Source organism: Candidatus Brachybacter algidus (genome assembly GCF_016707225.1).
Taxonomy (GTDB): Bacteria; Bacteroidota; Bacteroidia; order Chitinophagales; family Saprospiraceae; genus Parvibacillus; species Parvibacillus algidus.
Window position 1 is genome coordinate 378,709 of the sequence record NZ_JADJID010000003.1, and the last position, 16,644, is coordinate 395,352.

Sequence of the window (16,644 nt, forward strand, 5' to 3'; positions counted from 1 at the left end):
TCAACCCCACCGTTGTTATGTCTTTGTTTTATTTCAAATTAATCAACCAAGCATAGAGCATTATGAGTTTTTTCAATAAATTTTTCTCCAAAGACAAAGAAAAAGATCTTGATAATAGTTTGTCCAAAACTAAAGAATCTTTCTTCTCCAAAATCACCAAGGCAGTTGCCGGAAAAGATTCTGTGGATGAGGAAGTACTTGATGAACTCGAACAGATACTCATTAGCTCAGATGTAGGCCTCGATACCACCGTCAAGATAATTGAGAGAATCGAGGCCAGAGTTGCCAAAGATAAATATCTCAACTCCAATGAATTGGATGAAATCCTTAAGCAGGAAATCATGCAATTACTCACAGACAACAATACGGTCGAACTCGAAGACTTTGAACTTCCAAATATAAAACCTTACGTCATCTTCGTCGTCGGCGTCAATGGTGTTGGAAAGACCACAACCATTGGAAAACTAGCCTTTCAATTCAAGAAGAAAGGTTACAAAGTCGTGCTTGGTGCGGGTGATACTTTCAGAGCTGCCGCAGTAGATCAATTAAAGATCTGGGCAGATCGTGTCGGTTGCGACTTTTACTCAAAAGGCATGAATACAGATCCGGCTGCAGTAGCTTACGAAGCCGTTGATTATGCTATTAAAAACGATTGTGATGTCTGTATTATCGACACTGCAGGTAGATTGCACAACAAAATCCACCTGATGACCGAACTCACCAAGATCAAGAAATCTGCCGGAAAAAGGTTGGAAGGTGCGCCCCATGATGTCCTTCTCGTATTAGACGCCACTACTGGTCAAAACGCTATTGAACAAGCTACTCAATTTACGGAAAGTACAGATGTCACAGCACTTGCTTTAACTAAACTTGATGGCACTGCCAAAGGTGGTGTAGCTATAGGCATTTCCGATCTCTTTAAAATTCCAATTCGCTATCTAGGAGTCGGGGAAGGAATTGAACAGCTGCAGGTTTTTAATAAAAGGGCATTTGTGGAGTCGATGTTTAGGAAGTAAACAGTGGTCAGTCGTCAGTCGGAATGCCGGCAGTTTATTAGACTTCAGACATGAGTTGTTGGTGTCTTTTAGTAAGTTTTGGTAAATTTTTAAGTGTTCGGAAATTTAATATTTATTATTTAGTTGATTTTTGATAAAAATTTTTGAAAAAAGGATTAATTTTAATTTTTACTTCAAATCTAACCACCATGTCTACCAACAAGTTTGAACAATTAATTGCCTGGCAAAAAGCTCAGGATTTGGCTGTAGCTATTTACAACAATTTTGCACACATCAAGGACTTTAGTTTTAAAGATCAAATTCAGCGAGATGTAATTTCTATATCAAATAATGTTGCCGAAGGTTTTGATCGCAGCAGTAAAAAAGAGTTTGTCAGATTTTTAAATATTTCTGTCTCTTCGGGAAGTGAAGTTAAATCGATGTTATATTTAGCCCCAAGACTGCATCTAATTAAAGAAGAATTGGCTGTTACGCTTATAAAAGATTGTGAAGAAGTTTGTAAAATTATAAATGGCTTAGGGAATGTTCAAAAAAGTGTGTCATGTTATAAAAATAGTTTTAAAATTCTATAGTCACCGTTTTCAATATTTTAATTCCTAAAAAGCGGAAAATAACCAATTCGATTTTCAAGCTTTTTCAAGGTGTTAAAATTGTTGAAAACGAGTTCTGTGTTTTATTCCAGTTCATGCTCACTAAAACGTTTCCCAAAATGTTGGTTCAAATCCTTTGATATATTTAACCACCCTAATACCTTTTATTCCAGCTCTTACTTCCGTACATCAATATTAGATATAGTTGCTTAATTAGCGCCTTGTCGTTTACCCAGGAACCTTTGGTCTTTGTTACTTTCCTGATCTGTCGATGTAATGCTTCTACTGAGTTCGTTGTATAAATCATTTTACGGATACCGCTTCCATAATCCATAAATGCCATTAACTCTGTCCAGTTTGCTTCCCATTGTTTTGCAATTTCCGGATACTTGGCATTCCAAGTTTCTTTAAATGCTTCCAGCGCCATTTCCGCTCCTGATCTATCCACTGCTGAATAGATTTTTCTAAGATCAGAACATACCGATTTTATATATTGGTAGGAAACATATTTGGTGCTGCTTCTGACCATATGGACTATACATCTCTGTACGATCGCTTTTGGAAACACTTGCTCTATACTTTCAGAAAAGCCCTTCAGTCCATCAACACAACAGAACAGCACATCTTCAATGCCCCGCCTTTTCAGATCTTCAAGCACTCTGCCCCATTCATGAGCCCCTTCAGATTCCTTGATATATATACCTAGTATATCTCGTTCACCATTGGCATCTATGCTGTATATTGAATACAATACCTTTCTTGTAGATTTACCGCCTTCCCGGCTTGTAAAATACATGCCATCCAAAAACAAAACGCAGTATAATGACAATAATGGTCGCTGCTGCCAATTCACTACCTCGCCCCACACCTGTTCTGTTACCTCGCTAATAGATGATTCGCTATAGTCAACACCATATATTTCCCGTATTTGTCTTTTAATATCCGAGTAACTATTACCATGTGCATACATCATTAGAATGTGCTTATCTAGTCCTCCGCCCAATTGTCTGGACCATTTGCCAACAATTTGAGGTTCAAACTCTCCTGTCCTTTCACGTGGTGGGCTGATGTGCACTTCTCCTAGATCTGTATCAATTTTTTTATGTGTGTAACCATTACGACGATTGGGACGACCAACTTTTTTATCCTCCTTAATATGCGCTGTAACTTCACCTTCCAATGCAGCATTTATAAAGCGCTGCATCAATTTTGTGAATATACCATCTTCTCCAATCAGACCCTTGCCTTCATACAATCCATTAATCGCCTCTTTTTCAAATGATGCGTAATCGAATGGCTCTACTTTTTTCGATTGTTTGTTAACTTCCTTTTTCATTTACAAATATGTCATTTTGTTGACACACTTTTCTGAACAGTCTCATGGCTTAAAAAGGTCTGTCCTCCTTCATATGAATACCAATAATTAATGGACATTGATCTAAAGTTCTAATTCAATCCATACATGCCATCACTAACCACGAAACACTGACTACTTACCACTTACCACTGACCACTGACCACTGATCACTGACCACTATTCACTGACGACTGATTTTCATACTCATCATGTGGACCTCTCAACTTCACAGGTTGCTGTTTCTTACGCATCTTGATATTGAGAAATTCGACAAGCAAAGAAAATGCAATTGCAAAATATAGATAGCCCTTGGGAACCTCCCCTATTTCTGCGTCACCTGCCATAAAATGTGCCATATGTCCACCTTCGACAATTAACATAAATCCAATTAGGATCAAGAAAGAAAGACCGAGCATCTGAATCGTGGGATGATTATTGACAAAACGGCCAACGGGAACTGCGAATAACATCATGATTAAAACAGAAACTACTACAGCCGCAATCATTATGACCAAAGCTCCTTGAATTCCAGTTGTCATTCCAACAGCAGTAAGAATTGAATCGAAACTAAATACGATGTTTATCAATGTCATTTGAAGTATAGCACCAGCTATATTTTTTGATCCACCTTTTTCAGTTTTCATTTCATCCTCACCCTCCAACTTGTGGTGTATTTCAGAGGTGCTTTTATAAAGTAGAAAAATTCCTCCAAGTATTAATATGATACTTTGCCCGGAGAAAGCCCCTTTGAAAATCCAGAAATCAATAGAAAACCAAGGTTCCTTCATTGATATCAATACAGTGATACCAAGCAATAGTAATATTCTCAAAGCCATAGCTAACAACATTCCAATATTTGTTACTCTTGCTTGATCTTTTCTTTCAAGCTTACTAGCGACAATTGAAATGAAAATGATATTGTCTATTCCTAATACGATTTCAAGAAATGTTAGAGTCAAAAGGCTTATCCAAATTGTTGGATTTGAAAAATCCGGAAATTGTAGCATTAAAATTGCAGAAAGCATACTTTTTTTATTTGAGGCCACAAAGTTGTTTTAATTTTTTCAATTATTAGATTTTAACAATTAATTTTTTAAGTTTACTTACATTTGCCTATCAATGTCTTTGACAAACAAAGCTTGTCCAAAAAAATATTTTAAGATATGAAGTTCATAGTACAAACTTGTTTTATTCTAATGTTTCTTGTAGGAAATATAAATTCTGAAGCACAAAATAGAAAGGTTCTTGTTGAGCATTTTACGAATACTAAATGTCCTATTTGCAAATCAAACAATCCAGGTTTTTATACCAGATACAATAAATATAAGGAGAATGCTATTCATATCTCTATCCATCCATCTGTCCCTTATAGTAGCTGTGCACTATACCTAGCTAATGTTCCGGGCAATTCAGCACGCCAAAATAATTACGACTTATTCGGCACTCCAACTGCATATCTTGATGGTAAATCTGGCGGATCAAATCTACCTTCTGAAGCAGAATATATGAATGCAATTTCTAAACCTGCGAATTATGAACTGAAGTTTATTGATCCGAACCCCAGCCAAGTCAGGATGGAGATTAAAACACTTAATTCACTTCCTTCTGGAGCCTCAATTAAGCTTTACGTTGCGCTTACTGAGAAAGATCTCGAATACAATGCTCCAAATGGGGAGCAACATCATTATGATGTATTTAGAAAATTTTTGGATGAGAGCAATGATGGTATACAAATCAGCTTTCCTGCAGGAGCTAATGCAGGTGATGTTATATCTTATAGCTTTGGGCAAATAGATTATCCTGTTTCAAACTACAATGATTACAACCTAATAAGTTTCCTTCAATCGAATACTTCAACAGAAATATTGCAGGCGGAGATAACTGCAATAGGGCCTGGTGCATCTATCAGCCATGTCAATTTTAATAATATCAAACTTAATTCTTACCCTAATCCTGTTGTCTCCACGTTAAATATCGATTGGCAAAATGATAATTTCAAACCACAAAGCATTGAGATTTTTAATGAAAATGGTCAGCTAGTCAATAAAACACCTGTTAGAATTGTTAAAAACAAAACTACGATCCAAATTGATCAATTAAGTCAGGGTCTTTATTTATTCAAATTAATTGGAGATAATAATTCATTTGGTTACGGAAAATTTATAGTAAAATAATATGATGTTATTACAGGGAAAAACCGTATTGATTACAGGTGGCTCCAGAGGAATCGGTGCTGCTATTGTTAAATTATTTGCAGCACATGGTGCAGATATCGCCTTTACCTATGCGTCATCAGCCGAAGCATCTGAAGCCATAGTGAAAGAGCTATCAAGCACAATAAAAATAAAAGCTTACAAATCTGATGCCGCATCTATGACAGCTGCAGAGCAGTTGATTAAGGATGTTCTTGCAGATTTTGGCAAATTAGATGTCTTAATAAATAATGCAGGGATTACTAAAGATGGATTATTGTTAAGAATGACAGAAGAGATGTGGGATAGCGTGCTTGATGTCAACTTAAAGTCAGTCTTCAATCTGACTAAATATGCAGTCAAGCCAATGTTAAGAACTGGTGGAAGTATCATCAATATGAGCTCCGTAGTTGGTGTCTTTGGGAATGCTGGTCAGGCTAATTATGCTGCTTCTAAAGCTGGCATAATAGGTTTCAGTAAGTCAGTGGCAAAAGAATTAGGAAGTAAAAATATCCGATGCAATGCAATTGCCCCAGGATTTATAGCTACTGAGATGACTCATGTGCTGGAAGAAAATACAAAAGATGCATTTCTATCTAACATTCCTTTAAAAAGGCTAGGTGATGCAAATGAGATCGCTAATGCAGCATTATTCCTTGCATCAGATCTCTCATCCTATATCACGGGGCAAGTAATAAATGTCTGCGGTGGTATGTGTGTTTAAATAACATAACTGAAGCTTCGAGTCAATAAATTTCTTTGAAATCGTTGGTATCTTTTGCCTTAAAGTGAGAAGTGAGAAGTCAGAAATTAGAAGTCAGAAATCAGAAGTTAGAAATTAGAAATCAGAAGTTAGAAGTTAGAATATGACTTCGAATGCTGTGCAGTGCAGACATTTGGTCAGACAAATTAATTAAAATATCAATTGTTGGGAAAATCAATTTGACACCAAGTTATTACGATATATAATTATATTTATTAATATTTAACCTTACTCCGAAACTCCAGTAAAACAAAATATGTATGAGTACAATGCGGGATCTTGATCAATATGCTTCAGACAGCAAATTATGGATATTTACAGCCAATCGTGTCATGACTGCATCTGAGGTTACTGCAATCACTGATAAATTAAATCAGTTTACAAAGTCATGGGCAAGCCACAACAATCAATTAAAATCAACTGCATTTGTCTTACATAATCTGTTTATAATCATGGTTGTAGATAATTCTTTGGCGCTAGCCAGTGGTTGCTCTATTGATACAGCCATGAGATTTATACAGACCTTACAGATTGATTTTGATATTGACTTTCTTGATAGACAATCATTTGTGTACATAGATGATTCCAATCAGATCCACCTTGTCAGAAAGGATCAGATGCAAGAAAAAATAGCTTCTGGTGAGATCAACGACGATACCCTTTTCTATGATACTTTGATCCCTGACTTAGAAACAATGAGAACAGATTTTATTAAACCAAAGGGGAGCTTTTGGATGAAGAATATCTGAGAGGATCACGGCAATTAGGTTTGAGGTTTCTTTGAGGTTTGAGGTTTGAAGTTTGAAGTTTGTTGTTTGTTAGCTGATCAATCGCTGAGACTTTTTTCACTAGCCATCGCCTTACCCGCTGTGAAACCTGTGGACCATGCATTCTGAAAATTAAAACCACCCGTTATTCCATCCACATCGATCACCTCGCCGGAAAAGTACAATCCTTTGATCTTTTTACTTTCCATTGTATTGTGATCAATCTCAGAAAGTGAAATTCCTCCACAAGTGACAAACTCTTCCTTAAACGTTGTTTTGCCTTTGATCTGATGTCTATGTTCTGTCAGTTTAATGATAAGACTCTCAAGAGCTTTGTTGGATAGGTCTGCCCATATTTTTTCTTCTGAAATACCTGCTTCTATGACAAGAAACTTCCAAAGACGTCCTGGTAAGTTAAATTTGGAATTACTCGAAACCAAAGCTTTTGACTTGTTGTCTCTTAGCCGGGTCAGCTCCTCCCTGATGTCCTTTTTATCAATATTTGATATCCAATTAATTAAAATTTCAAAGTTATAGTCCCTCTCCTTAAGTATTCTGGCACCCCAGGCAGACAATTTCAATATAGCCGGTCCACTAAAACCCCAATGCGTAATCAACAAAGGGCCTGCCCATTCCAATTTACTTCCTAGTATCTTGATACGAGCTTCCGAGACAGCAACTCCCAACAATGAACAGATTGGGTTCGAAGGACTATTAAAGGTGAATAAGGAAGGTGCTGGATCTGAAATCTCAAGTTCGTGGGATCTGATCCAATCAAAACCTGATGCTTTAGGATAACCGCCAGTGGCAATTAAAACTTTATCGAAAGATCCAATAGTTCCATCTGAGAAAGTTACCTTAAATGAGTTTATACCGTTTTTCTTTTCCAATTCAAAATGCTCCACACCATACTTTGTCTTCACTTCGACCCCCAAAGTACTCACTTCCTGCTGAAGGCAATTTATAATTGATTCAGATTTATTTGATACTGGAAACATTCTTCCATCAGTTTCTGTTTTTAAGGCCACTCCCCTACGCTCAAACCATTGTATAGTATCATCAGGTCCGAATTCATAAAGAATCTTCTTTAAGAAGCGATGCCCACGCGGGTAATTTTGAGCAAAGACATCAACTTCATAAGGCTGATGTGTGACATTACACCTTCCTCCACCTGAGATCCTGACTTTGGAAAGCGTATTAAGGGTTTTCTCAGCTATCAGTACTTGGAGATCTCTATCTATTGCTGCAGCAGTAATCGCGGCCATATAACCAGAAGCTCCGCCACCTACAATTAAGATTTTTGAAGCCATTGAATTAATAAGCTCTTTCTGAGCTCTTTTCCATATAATTAATAAATGCCTTATTGACCACTTTAGTACCACCTGGTGTTGGATAATCACCTGAAAAATACCAATCACCTAAATTCTCAGGGCATGCAAGATGCAAGCCTTCAATAGTTTGGAACAAAACTTCCAATTCATATTTAAGATTAGCCGGACGGACGATGGCAGCTATTCTATCGCTTATCTGCTTGTCAGTAAACATGGCATATAATTCCTTGACATGGTTAACCATTTCTTCTTTAGGAAGATCTTCCTGAGCTTTGCATCTTTCATAAATTTCCTCGATAAAATCTTCTTTGCCCATTTCTTCGCAAAGCTCGATCATAGCCTGAAAAGCAACGAAAGACTTCATTACAGACATATCTATACCGTAACAATCAGGATATCTGATCTGTGGAGCGGATGATACTATGATTATTTTTTTAGGAAAAAGTTTTGATAAGATATTGATGATGGATTCTTTCAATGTTGTTCCTCTTACGATAGAATCATCCAATAACACGACTGTATCTTCATCGTTTCTTACGATGCCATATGTCACATCATACACATGCGACATGAGATCTCCTCTACTGGAATCATCTGCAATAAAAGTTCTTATTTTAGCATCTTTTACTACCAACTTTTCAGTTCTAACACGCATAGCCAGGATCCTGTCCACGGCATCCGCATTGGGATTAGGACCCAATTCCATGATGCGTTCCCGTTTTATCTTATTCAATTTTTTCTCTAGACCTTCTACAAGACCGTAGAAAGCCGTTTCTGCTGTATTAGGAATATAGGCATATACAGTATTCTCAAAGTCATAATTGACCATTTTTAAAATCGGCTCAGATAATTGTTCCCCTAATTGCTTTCGTTCTAGATATATGGTCTTGTCATTTCCTCTGCTGAAATAAATATGCTCAAATGAACATGCAATTCTCTTTACAGGATCAGTAAATGGCGTGACCTCCAGTTGACCGCTCTTTCTAATGATTAGAGAATGTCCTGGAGGGACTTCGTTTATATGCCGAAATCTAACCCCAAAAGCTGTTTGGAGTGCAGGACGTTCGCTGGCTATAGCAATCACTTCATCATCCTGATAGTAAAATGCAGGCCGAATACCATGAGGATCCCTTACCACAAATGCTTCTCCTGTGCCTATCATGCCCATCATGGCATAGCCTCCATCAACTTTCTTGAAAGCTCTTCTGATGACATTACTGACATTGAGATCATCTTTTATTTTTTCACTTATCTCTTGATTCGTATATCCAACTCTTTTAAAATGATCGAATAATTGCTGAACTTCATCATCCAGAAAATGACCTATTTTTTCCATCATGGTCACTGTATCCGAGCGCTCTTTTGGGAATTGCCCCAGCTCTATAAGTTCTTCAAACAACTCATCAGTATTGGTCATATTAAAGTTGCCGGCCATGACCAGATTGCGACTCATCCAGTTATTCTGTCGGAGGAATGGATGGCATGTTTCAATGGTATTGATACCATGAGTGCCATATCTCAAGTGCCCCATAAGAACCTCTCCTGCATATGGCATATTTTTTTTCAACCATGCCGGGTCAGCCAACTGTTCTTCACTGAGCTCATTAAAATGTTGATAAACTCCCTGGAATAGATCATCAAGGTAATTTGATGCATTGCTTCTTTTTCTGGAAATGTATCTTGTGCCAGGATAAGGGTCTATTTTAATGGTAGCCAGACCGGCTCCATCCTGCCCTCTGTTTCTTTGCTTTTGAAGCAAAAGATTGAGTTTATTAATACCGTACAAGGCGGTGCCATACTTTTGATGATAGTATTCTAATGGCTTTAAAAGTCGGATAAGTGCTATGCCGCACTCATGCTTTATTTGGTCGCTCATGGACGAGTATCTCCTTTAATTATGTTGCAAATGTAACGGTATAATATATTATTCACCATATTGTTTAACAGGAAAGGTTAAAAGATTAGTAACCTGAAATAATACTGAACCTTATTGATTTTATTATAAAAAAAATGCTGCCTCTCCTCACAAGAAAAGACAGCAATTTTATGACATTATTTACTAAAGTTTCGGCAGTTAAAAAACAAAGGTAGATGGCTGATGTTAGATGTTAGATGCTTGCCCGACTAGCCAAAGTGACGGCGGGGATTTTAGTCAATTGATTCATATTTTTTCTTTAATAGGTTTAATAGAAAAATATCCTTGTGATTGATGAAGGGCCATCTACAATCTGCCTTCTAACATCTAACATTTTATTAAAATCTAAAATTCTTCTTTAAAAAGGAAAATTTGACTACCGAAACTTAAGTTATTTATCTGATTAATTCAATTTAGCTTGTAAATTTTGATCCAATGCTTCCAAGAATTCCTCTGTATATAGATAATGTTCCCCATGGTTTACTTTATTACCATGGATACAAACTGCAAGATCCTTTGTCATTTTGCCACTTTCCACAGTCTCAACGCATACAGCTTCGAGTGCATGAGAGAAGTCGATCAATGCCTGGTTACCATCTAGTTTACCTCTAAATTCAAGACCTCTGGTCCATGCAAAAATAGAAGCTATTGGATTGGTAGATGTAGGCCTTCCTTTCTGATGTTCGCGATAGTGTCTGGTGACCGTGCCATGCGCCGCTTCCGCTTCCATAGTTTTACCATCAGGAGTAATCAAAACCGAAGTCATCAGACCTAACGATCCAAATCCTTGAGCTACTGTATCACTCTGTACATCACCATCATAATTTTTACAAGCCCAAACAAAGTTGCCATTCCACTTCAATGCAGATGCTACCATGTCATCGATCAGTCTGTGCTCATATGTAATAGCTGCAGCATCAAATTGAGCCTTAAATTCATTTTCAAAGATTTCCTGAAAGATATCTTTAAATCTGCCATCGTACTTTTTAAGTATGGTATTCTTGGTAGAAAGATATAATGGCCAACCTTTACTCAAAGCCTGATTAAAACAAGATCTGGCAAAGCCCATGATGCTTTCATCTGTATTATACATAGCCAAAGCTACACCATCACCTTTAAAATTGTAAACTTCAAATTCCTGAACTGTTCCATCCTCGCCTTCAAATTTGATAGTTAATTTACCTTTTCCTTTAGTAACAAAGTCAGTTGCACGGTACTGATCACCAAAAGCATGACGACCGATACAGATAGGAGCAGTCCAGTTTGGTACTAATCTTGGGATATTGGACATCACAATAGGCTCTCTAAAAACAGTTCCATCCAATATATTCCTGATAGTTCCATTAGGTGATCGCCACATTTGCTTTAAAGAAAATTCTGCAACTCTTTCTTCATCAGGTGTAATTGTAGCGCATTTGATTCCAACGCCATACTCCTTTATCGCATTTGCTGCATCAATGGTTACCTGATCGTTTGTCTCATCTCTGTATTCAACCCCAAGATCAAAGTATTTTATATCAAGATCCACATAAGGTAGGATCAATTTGTCTTTTATAAACTTCCAGATGATACGTGTCATCTCATCTCCATCCAGTTCTACAACAGGATTTGCTACTTTAATTTTTTCCAATATATTGATTTTGAATTATGAATTAAATATTTGTAATAAAAAGGCAAAAATATAAAATTGCCTGTAAAACAACAGCCTTATTACTACTATTTCAGAAATTTAGTAGAATTATTATCTAAAAATCTCCACTTTATTTCAATACAAAAAACTTAGCTGCAGCAGGCTCATAAGAGATATGTCTTACAAACGATGGTAGCCTCGAAATACTTATTGGAGCGATGTTGACATTTCTTTTAATGAGGCTTTCATCCAGATTTATGTACAATTCAACATCCTCCTCCGTGAGTAAATCAAATTTACTTAATCCAACTACGCATCTTACCTCAACTTTATTCGGGATAGATTTCACTTTACTATCAGAATTTTTAACACGAAGTGGCACAGTAAATATCTTTTCTGTGTATTCTTCAACTTCCAGATTCATTCTGACCATGCTCTCATCGAGTCTCAGCATTTCAGATTTAGGGCTTTCCAAAGCTACTGGCATTTCAACTATATTTTTATTCAACTTTGAAATATAGACTATTTCAGTATTCCATTGATTTATATCCTTGAGCTGCTGCTGCGAGCCTGTCAAGACAACTGAATCAGGTGTAAAACGAATTTCATTCTTAATAAAAAAACCTGGAAGAAATTCAATATTCATCTTAGAAACCACAGGAACCTTTTTATTAGCCTGATCCTCCAGCAAAATATTGATATTGGAAGGCTTAATCTGTGAAACTGAAATTTCATTAGATGCCAATAAAGAATTTATTTTTTCCGCAATAGCACTTGAAGGAATTAGCTGATTATTGTCAGCACTTAGTTCAACCTCTATTTTATCACCTATGTTCTTAGCTGATTTAGTGACAATATCCCAACCCAGTCCCACCAAAGTCACCTCTACAGTGCTTGTTGGTTGCCTTTTGAAAACCTTTCCGTTTGGAATAGTATACCTTACAGAATACCTTTGGATAAATTTGTAGTTATTGGAGAGCTTCTGCATTGCCCAGAAGGTCGTAGCAACTACAACACAACCAATAAAAATCCATCTATCCTTATTGATTTTATTCACCTATACTTTATGAGTTAATAGAATCAGTGATGGATCCTTCCATTGCCTGAGTCAATTCTTTTGAAATGGACCCTTTTGTTACCTTGATATAGGTTTTAGGATCGATCTGTAAAGTTACTATATTGTTATCTATTTTATTGATACGGCCAATAATGCCGCTGGCAGTAACTACATCAAGTCCTTTAGCCAAAGATTCGCTAAACTTAGTTTGTTCTTTTTGCTTTTTGATCTGAGGACGCAACATAAAAAAGTACATCACACCGACCATACCTATCAATAATAATGGTGAAGAAATTGCTGAGAAATCCATATTTATCTGATTATTTTAATTTTTTGTTATTTCTGCTGTGACTGTAAGTGTATATTTTGAAGGATATCCGTTAGTGATAACTGTCACCGGTTTCGATTGATATCCTTCCTTATTTTCTGTATTGAATTTAACTGTAATTTCAGATTTTTCACCTGGCTGTATGGGCTCTTTTGGAAAATCAGGAACAGTGCAGCCGCAGGTAGATGTAGCATCTTTGATTATCAAGGGCACTTTCCCTATATTTTCAAATTTAAATGTGTGGCTCACTATTTGCGCGCCTTTAAGTTGACCAAAATCATGCATCACTTCTTCAAATCTTGCCAGGGCTACATTGACAGTATCAGCATTTTCATCTGCCGTAATCGGATTTCTAATTAGATCCTGATAGTCTTTGCCGTCGCCAAGGATTTGTTCAACCTTCTTCTCATCAACTTTAGGATCATTTTTACAAGAATAAAATGTCATTACACATGTGAAAAGAAGAAAAAATAAAAACTTCATTCGATAAATTATTTTGAAAAACAGTTTTGGAACTTTTACAACCCAATTATAAAACCATCAAAACAAAGGTAGTAAATTTTGGTTCATGAGTAAGTTAATTAAACTCAATCTAGTTCTTCATATATCTCAGGAATATTATGAAATAGAAAACAATCCACTTTTGTAAATTGAATATCTATAGAAAAATTAAAGGTCAATATAGCTTAATTTCTTTTACCATCTTGACTCATCTTGACTCATAGTATTATTATATATCACTAATTGGCAAACTAAATGTTATAATATTTAGTTATTTTGCAACACTAAACCTACTACTCTACAAAAGATAAAAAAATTGGATGCCTGAAACAAAAGTATACTACTTAATAGGAATGATGGGAGTCGGCAAGTCTTCGATAGGACTTGGTGCAGCCAGGAAATTAGATTTTTCTTTTATAGATCTCGATGATTATATTAGAAAATCAGAAAAATTTTCCATCAATGAGATCTTCAAAAAAATGGGAGAACAAGGATTCAGGGAGCTTGAGAAAAAATATCTTCGTTCATTGAATTTCGATGGAATGGACAACGTAATTGTCTCTACAGGAGGCGGCACTCCCGCTTTTAATGACAATATGGATTACATGAACGACAATGGCACTACTATTTGGCTCGAAACATCAGTGAGCGAAATAGTCGAAAGGCTTAAGGATATGCAGGATGACAGACCTCTAATCAGTTCTATGAAGGGCAACCAATTGGAATTGCAGCTGCAAGCTATGTATGACTTAAGGCTTCCAGAGTTTGAGAAAGCCAAATTAAGATTGGAAAATGTTGGATACGATTATCAGGTGATTGAAAAACTGGTCTCAATGATAGAAGAAGATTCCAGGAAATAACCAATACAATTATTTTCTTACCATATATGTAATAAATAAAGTTGTATTATGCATCTTTGGCGGTGAATTCAATAATTATGGCAATTTATGGCTCATAGAATTCAAACTAAAGGACTTTGTTTATTATTAAATCAACAATTTGGCCTGAATATTATTTTACTATTAATAAAAATAAAATCACAATGGAGCAAACCCAGCCTTTAAAATGTCTTATCATTGGCAGTGGGCCTGCAGGCTATACTGCAGCCATCTATGCCGCAAGGGCAGGAATGAATCCTGTACTTTATACAGGAAGCAATCCCGGTGGTCAACTCACCATCACAACAGATGTAGAGAATTATCCCGGATTCCCTGATGGAGTACAAGGGCCGGAATTAGTCGAACTATTCAGGAAGCAGGCGATACGTTTTAATACTGAGATGCACTATGAGAATATTATGAAAGTAGATTTTACCGGACCTATACACAAGGTTTGGACGGAAGACGGCAAAGAAATAGAAGCTCATACAGTTATTATTTCAACAGGTGCTGATGCAAAATGGCTCGGTCTTGAAAGCGAACTTAGACTTACTAACAGAGGCGTTTCTGCATGTGCTGTATGTGATGGCTTTTTCTTCAAAGGTCTTGATGTGGCAGTAGTCGGGGGAGGTGATACCGCAGCGGAAGAAGCAATTTATCTATCTAAGCTTTGTCCAAAGGTACATTTGATCGTACGTAAAGATCAACTTAGAGCTTCTAAGATCATGCAGGAACGGGTATTTACAAATCCTAAAATCCAAGTACATTTTAATACCGAAACTCTAGAAATATTAGGTGGAGAGGAAGTTGAAGGCGCTAGATTTAGAAACAACTTAAGCAACGAAGAATTTACGATAGCCCTCAAAGGCTTCTTTGTAGCTATTGGACATAAGCCAAACACAGATATCTTTAAAGATTACATCACCACGGAAGAAGGTGGATATATTGTAACTATACCTGGCAAGACTGCCACAAATATTGCAGGAGTATTCGCTTCCGGTGATGTACAGGACAACGTTTACCGCCAGGCTGTGACATCCGCTGGTACAGGATGTATGGCTGCGCTTGAAGCTGAAAAATACCTTGTGGACATTGGAGTCGAGTAGATGAATATTGTAAAATCTCTTTCATCCAAATATAAATTTCAATAAATAAAAATTAAAATAATGTCAGCTATATTTAGACCGGGAGTATTACATGGAGATGAAGTTACAGAAGCTTTAAAACATGCAAATGATAATAACTTTGCTTACCCTGCGGTTAACGTAATCGGGAGTAGTTCCATCAATGCTGTTTTAGAAACTGCAAAGACTGTGAATTCACCTGTTATCATACAGTTCTCAAATGGTGGAGCCGTCTTCAATGCAGGTAAAGGTATTAAGAATGATGGCGAGAAAGCAGCTATATTAGGAGGCATTGCAGGTGCAGCTCACATCAACGTCCTAGCTGAAGCATATGGAGTTCCTGTCATTCTACATACTGATCATTGCGCTAAGAAACTCCTTCCATGGATCGATGGTCTGGTAGAAGCCAGCGAACGTAGTTTTGAAAAAAATGGCCATGCCCTTTATAGCTCACATATGATAGATCTTTCTGAAGAACCTATTGAAGAGAATATTGAGATATGTGTTGGTTATCTAAAAAGAATGGCCGCTATTGGGATTACACTTGAAATAGAGTTGGGTGTAACCGGAGGTGAAGAAGATGGCGTTGATAATAGTGACGTTGATAGTTCGAGACTGTATACGCAACCTGAAGAAGTGGCATTCGCATATGAGTCTTTGTTAAAAGTTAGTGACAAGTTTACCATCGCTGCAGCATTTGGCAATGTACATGGAGTATACAAACCAGGCAATGTAGAATTAAAACCGGTCATCCTGCATAATTCACAGGAATATGTCCAGCAAAAATTCAATACCGGCCCGAAACCGATCAACTTTGTATTTCATGGAGGAAGTGGATCAAGCCGAGAAGAGATTCGCGAGGCCATAAGCTATGGTGCAGTTAAAATGAATATAGATACAGATATGCAATGGGCATATTGGGAAGGTATTCGTGATTATTATGAAAAGAATAAAGCTTATCTGCAAGGCCAGATAGGAAATCCTGATGGTGCTGACAAGCCTAATAAAAAATACTATGATCCGAGAGTTTGGATTCGTTCAGCAGAGACCAACTTTGTATCAAGACTTAAAGGTGCATTTGAAGATCTGAATTGTTTGAATAGAAATTAAGAAAAATCCCATCCAAAATTTTGGATGGGATTTTTTATTCATTTCTAATTTCTACCTTAGATTGAGTAATAGCAATACTTTTAAC

The 16,644-nt window shown here is 36.7% G+C and carries 16 protein-coding genes; 8 read left to right on the plus strand and 8 right to left on the minus strand.

Annotated elements, in window-relative coordinates; genetic code table 11:
* Nucleotides 1-62 precede the first annotated feature (62 nt).
* Together ftsY and IPI15_RS11495 are read left to right on the plus strand one after the other, a co-directional pair.
* Nucleotides 63-1,016, plus strand: a complete 954-nt coding sequence (ftsY, locus tag IPI15_RS11490) for a signal recognition particle-docking protein FtsY (protein ID WP_287403993.1) — start codon at nucleotides 63-65, stop codon at nucleotides 1,014-1,016.
* A gap of 188 nt (nucleotides 1,017-1,204) precedes the next feature.
* A complete protein-coding gene (locus IPI15_RS11495; protein WP_287420421.1) occupies nucleotides 1,205-1,588 on the plus strand; it encodes a four helix bundle protein in 384 nt (127 codons plus the stop codon).
* Between the two features lie 172 nt (nucleotides 1,589-1,760).
* On the opposite strand, the gene IPI15_RS11500 is transcribed toward IPI15_RS11495, so the two are convergent.
* Together IPI15_RS11500 and IPI15_RS11505 are read right to left on the minus strand one after the other, a co-directional pair.
* Nucleotides 1,761-2,942, minus strand: coding sequence for an IS256 family transposase (locus IPI15_RS11500; RefSeq protein WP_287420423.1), 1,182 nt, complete (start codon nucleotides 2,940-2,942; stop codon nucleotides 1,761-1,763).
* 188 nt (nucleotides 2,943-3,130) lie between these two features.
* Entirely contained in the window at nucleotides 3,131-3,970 is an 840-nt protein-coding gene (locus IPI15_RS11505) for a TerC family protein (protein ID WP_353738768.1), read from the minus strand.
* 156 nt (nucleotides 3,971-4,126) lie between these two features.
* Here IPI15_RS11505 and IPI15_RS11510 point away from each other — a divergent pair, with 156 nt between their 5' ends.
* The 3 genes from IPI15_RS11510 (at nucleotide 4,127) to IPI15_RS11520 (ending at nucleotide 6,667) form a co-directional block, all read left to right on the plus strand.
* On the plus strand, nucleotides 4,127-5,137 hold the full coding sequence (locus IPI15_RS11510; protein ID WP_287403984.1) for a T9SS type A sorting domain-containing protein: 1,011 nt from the start codon (nucleotides 4,127-4,129) through the stop codon (nucleotides 5,135-5,137).
* A 1-nt stretch (nucleotide 5,138) separates the two neighbouring features.
* A complete protein-coding gene (gene fabG / locus IPI15_RS11515) occupies nucleotides 5,139-5,879 on the plus strand; it encodes a 3-oxoacyl-[acyl-carrier-protein] reductase (RefSeq protein ID WP_287403983.1) in 741 nt (246 codons plus the stop codon).
* A 299-nt stretch (nucleotides 5,880-6,178) separates the two neighbouring features.
* Nucleotides 6,179-6,667, plus strand: a complete 489-nt coding sequence (locus IPI15_RS11520; RefSeq protein ID WP_287403980.1) for a hypothetical protein — start codon at nucleotides 6,179-6,181, stop codon at nucleotides 6,665-6,667.
* A gap of 77 nt (nucleotides 6,668-6,744) precedes the next feature.
* Here the strand turns inward: IPI15_RS11520 and IPI15_RS11525 are convergent, their stop codons facing one another.
* From IPI15_RS11525 to IPI15_RS11550, 6 genes are all read right to left on the minus strand, one after another.
* A complete protein-coding gene (locus tag IPI15_RS11525; RefSeq protein WP_287403979.1) occupies nucleotides 6,745-7,995 on the minus strand; it encodes a BaiN/RdsA family NAD(P)/FAD-dependent oxidoreductase in 1,251 nt (416 codons plus the stop codon).
* 4 nt (nucleotides 7,996-7,999) lie between these two features.
* Nucleotides 8,000-9,892, minus strand: coding sequence for an amidophosphoribosyltransferase (locus IPI15_RS11530; protein ID WP_287403976.1), 1,893 nt, complete (start codon nucleotides 9,890-9,892; stop codon nucleotides 8,000-8,002).
* 442 nt (nucleotides 9,893-10,334) lie between these two features.
* A complete protein-coding gene (locus IPI15_RS11535; RefSeq protein ID WP_353845303.1) occupies nucleotides 10,335-11,564 on the minus strand; it encodes an NADP-dependent isocitrate dehydrogenase in 1,230 nt (409 codons plus the stop codon).
* 127 nt (nucleotides 11,565-11,691) lie between these two features.
* Nucleotides 11,692-12,618, minus strand: coding sequence for a YbbR-like domain-containing protein (locus tag IPI15_RS11540; protein WP_287403971.1), 927 nt, complete (start codon nucleotides 12,616-12,618; stop codon nucleotides 11,692-11,694).
* 7 nt (nucleotides 12,619-12,625) lie between these two features.
* Nucleotides 12,626-12,928: a preprotein translocase subunit YajC gene (yajC, locus tag IPI15_RS11545; RefSeq protein ID WP_287403969.1), complete on the minus strand. Its 303-nt coding sequence runs from the start codon at nucleotides 12,926-12,928 to the stop codon at nucleotides 12,626-12,628.
* Nucleotides 12,929-12,943: 15 nt separating this feature from the next.
* Nucleotides 12,944-13,429, minus strand: coding sequence for a DUF1573 domain-containing protein (locus tag IPI15_RS11550; RefSeq protein WP_287403967.1), 486 nt, complete (start codon nucleotides 13,427-13,429; stop codon nucleotides 12,944-12,946).
* 338 nt (nucleotides 13,430-13,767) lie between these two features.
* Between IPI15_RS11550 and IPI15_RS11555 the strand changes: the two genes are divergently transcribed.
* The 3 genes from IPI15_RS11555 (at nucleotide 13,768) to fbaA (ending at nucleotide 16,559) form a co-directional block, all read left to right on the plus strand.
* Nucleotides 13,768-14,307 carry a shikimate kinase gene (locus IPI15_RS11555; protein ID WP_287403966.1) on the plus strand — a complete coding sequence of 180 codons (540 nt, stop codon included), beginning with the start codon at nucleotides 13,768-13,770 and terminating at the stop codon, nucleotides 14,305-14,307.
* Between the two features lie 182 nt (nucleotides 14,308-14,489).
* Nucleotides 14,490-15,431, plus strand: coding sequence for a thioredoxin-disulfide reductase (gene trxB / locus IPI15_RS11560; RefSeq protein ID WP_287403964.1), 942 nt, complete (start codon nucleotides 14,490-14,492; stop codon nucleotides 15,429-15,431).
* Between the two features lie 60 nt (nucleotides 15,432-15,491).
* Nucleotides 15,492-16,559, plus strand: a complete 1,068-nt coding sequence (gene fbaA / locus IPI15_RS11565; RefSeq protein WP_287403962.1) for a class II fructose-bisphosphate aldolase — start codon at nucleotides 15,492-15,494, stop codon at nucleotides 16,557-16,559.
* Nucleotides 16,560-16,644 lie beyond the last annotated feature (85 nt).

Coding starts and splice junctions, on each gene's coding strand:
- fabG (WP_287403983.1), top strand. CDS start 5,139: ATGATGTTATTACAGGGAAAAACCGTATTGATTACAGGTGGCTCCAGA.
- ftsY (WP_287403993.1), top strand. CDS start 63: ATGAGTTTTTTCAATAAATTTTTCTCCAAAGACAAAGAAAAAGATCTT.
- IPI15_RS11525 (WP_287403979.1), bottom strand. CDS start 7,995: ATGGCTTCAAAAATCTTAATTGTAGGTGGCGGAGCTTCTGGTTATATG.
- IPI15_RS11495 (WP_287420421.1), top strand. CDS start 1,205: ATGTCTACCAACAAGTTTGAACAATTAATTGCCTGGCAAAAAGCTCAG.
- IPI15_RS11500 (WP_287420423.1), bottom strand. CDS start 2,942: ATGAAAAAGGAAGTTAACAAACAATCGAAAAAAGTAGAGCCATTCGAT.
- fbaA (WP_287403962.1), top strand. CDS start 15,492: ATGTCAGCTATATTTAGACCGGGAGTATTACATGGAGATGAAGTTACA.
- IPI15_RS11520 (WP_287403980.1), top strand. CDS start 6,179: ATGAGTACAATGCGGGATCTTGATCAATATGCTTCAGACAGCAAATTA.
- yajC (WP_287403969.1), bottom strand. CDS start 12,928: ATGGATTTCTCAGCAATTTCTTCACCATTATTATTGATAGGTATGGTC.
- IPI15_RS11550 (WP_287403967.1), bottom strand. CDS start 13,429: ATGAAGTTTTTATTTTTTCTTCTTTTCACATGTGTAATGACATTTTAT.
- IPI15_RS11530 (WP_287403976.1), bottom strand. CDS start 9,892: ATGAGCGACCAAATAAAGCATGAGTGCGGCATAGCACTTATCCGACTT.
- IPI15_RS11555 (WP_287403966.1), top strand. CDS start 13,768: ATGCCTGAAACAAAAGTATACTACTTAATAGGAATGATGGGAGTCGGC.
- trxB (WP_287403964.1), top strand. CDS start 14,490: ATGGAGCAAACCCAGCCTTTAAAATGTCTTATCATTGGCAGTGGGCCT.
- IPI15_RS11505 (WP_353738768.1), bottom strand. CDS start 3,970: ATGCTACAATTTCCGGATTTTTCAAATCCAACAATTTGGATAAGCCTT.
- IPI15_RS11510 (WP_287403984.1), top strand. CDS start 4,127: ATGAAGTTCATAGTACAAACTTGTTTTATTCTAATGTTTCTTGTAGGA.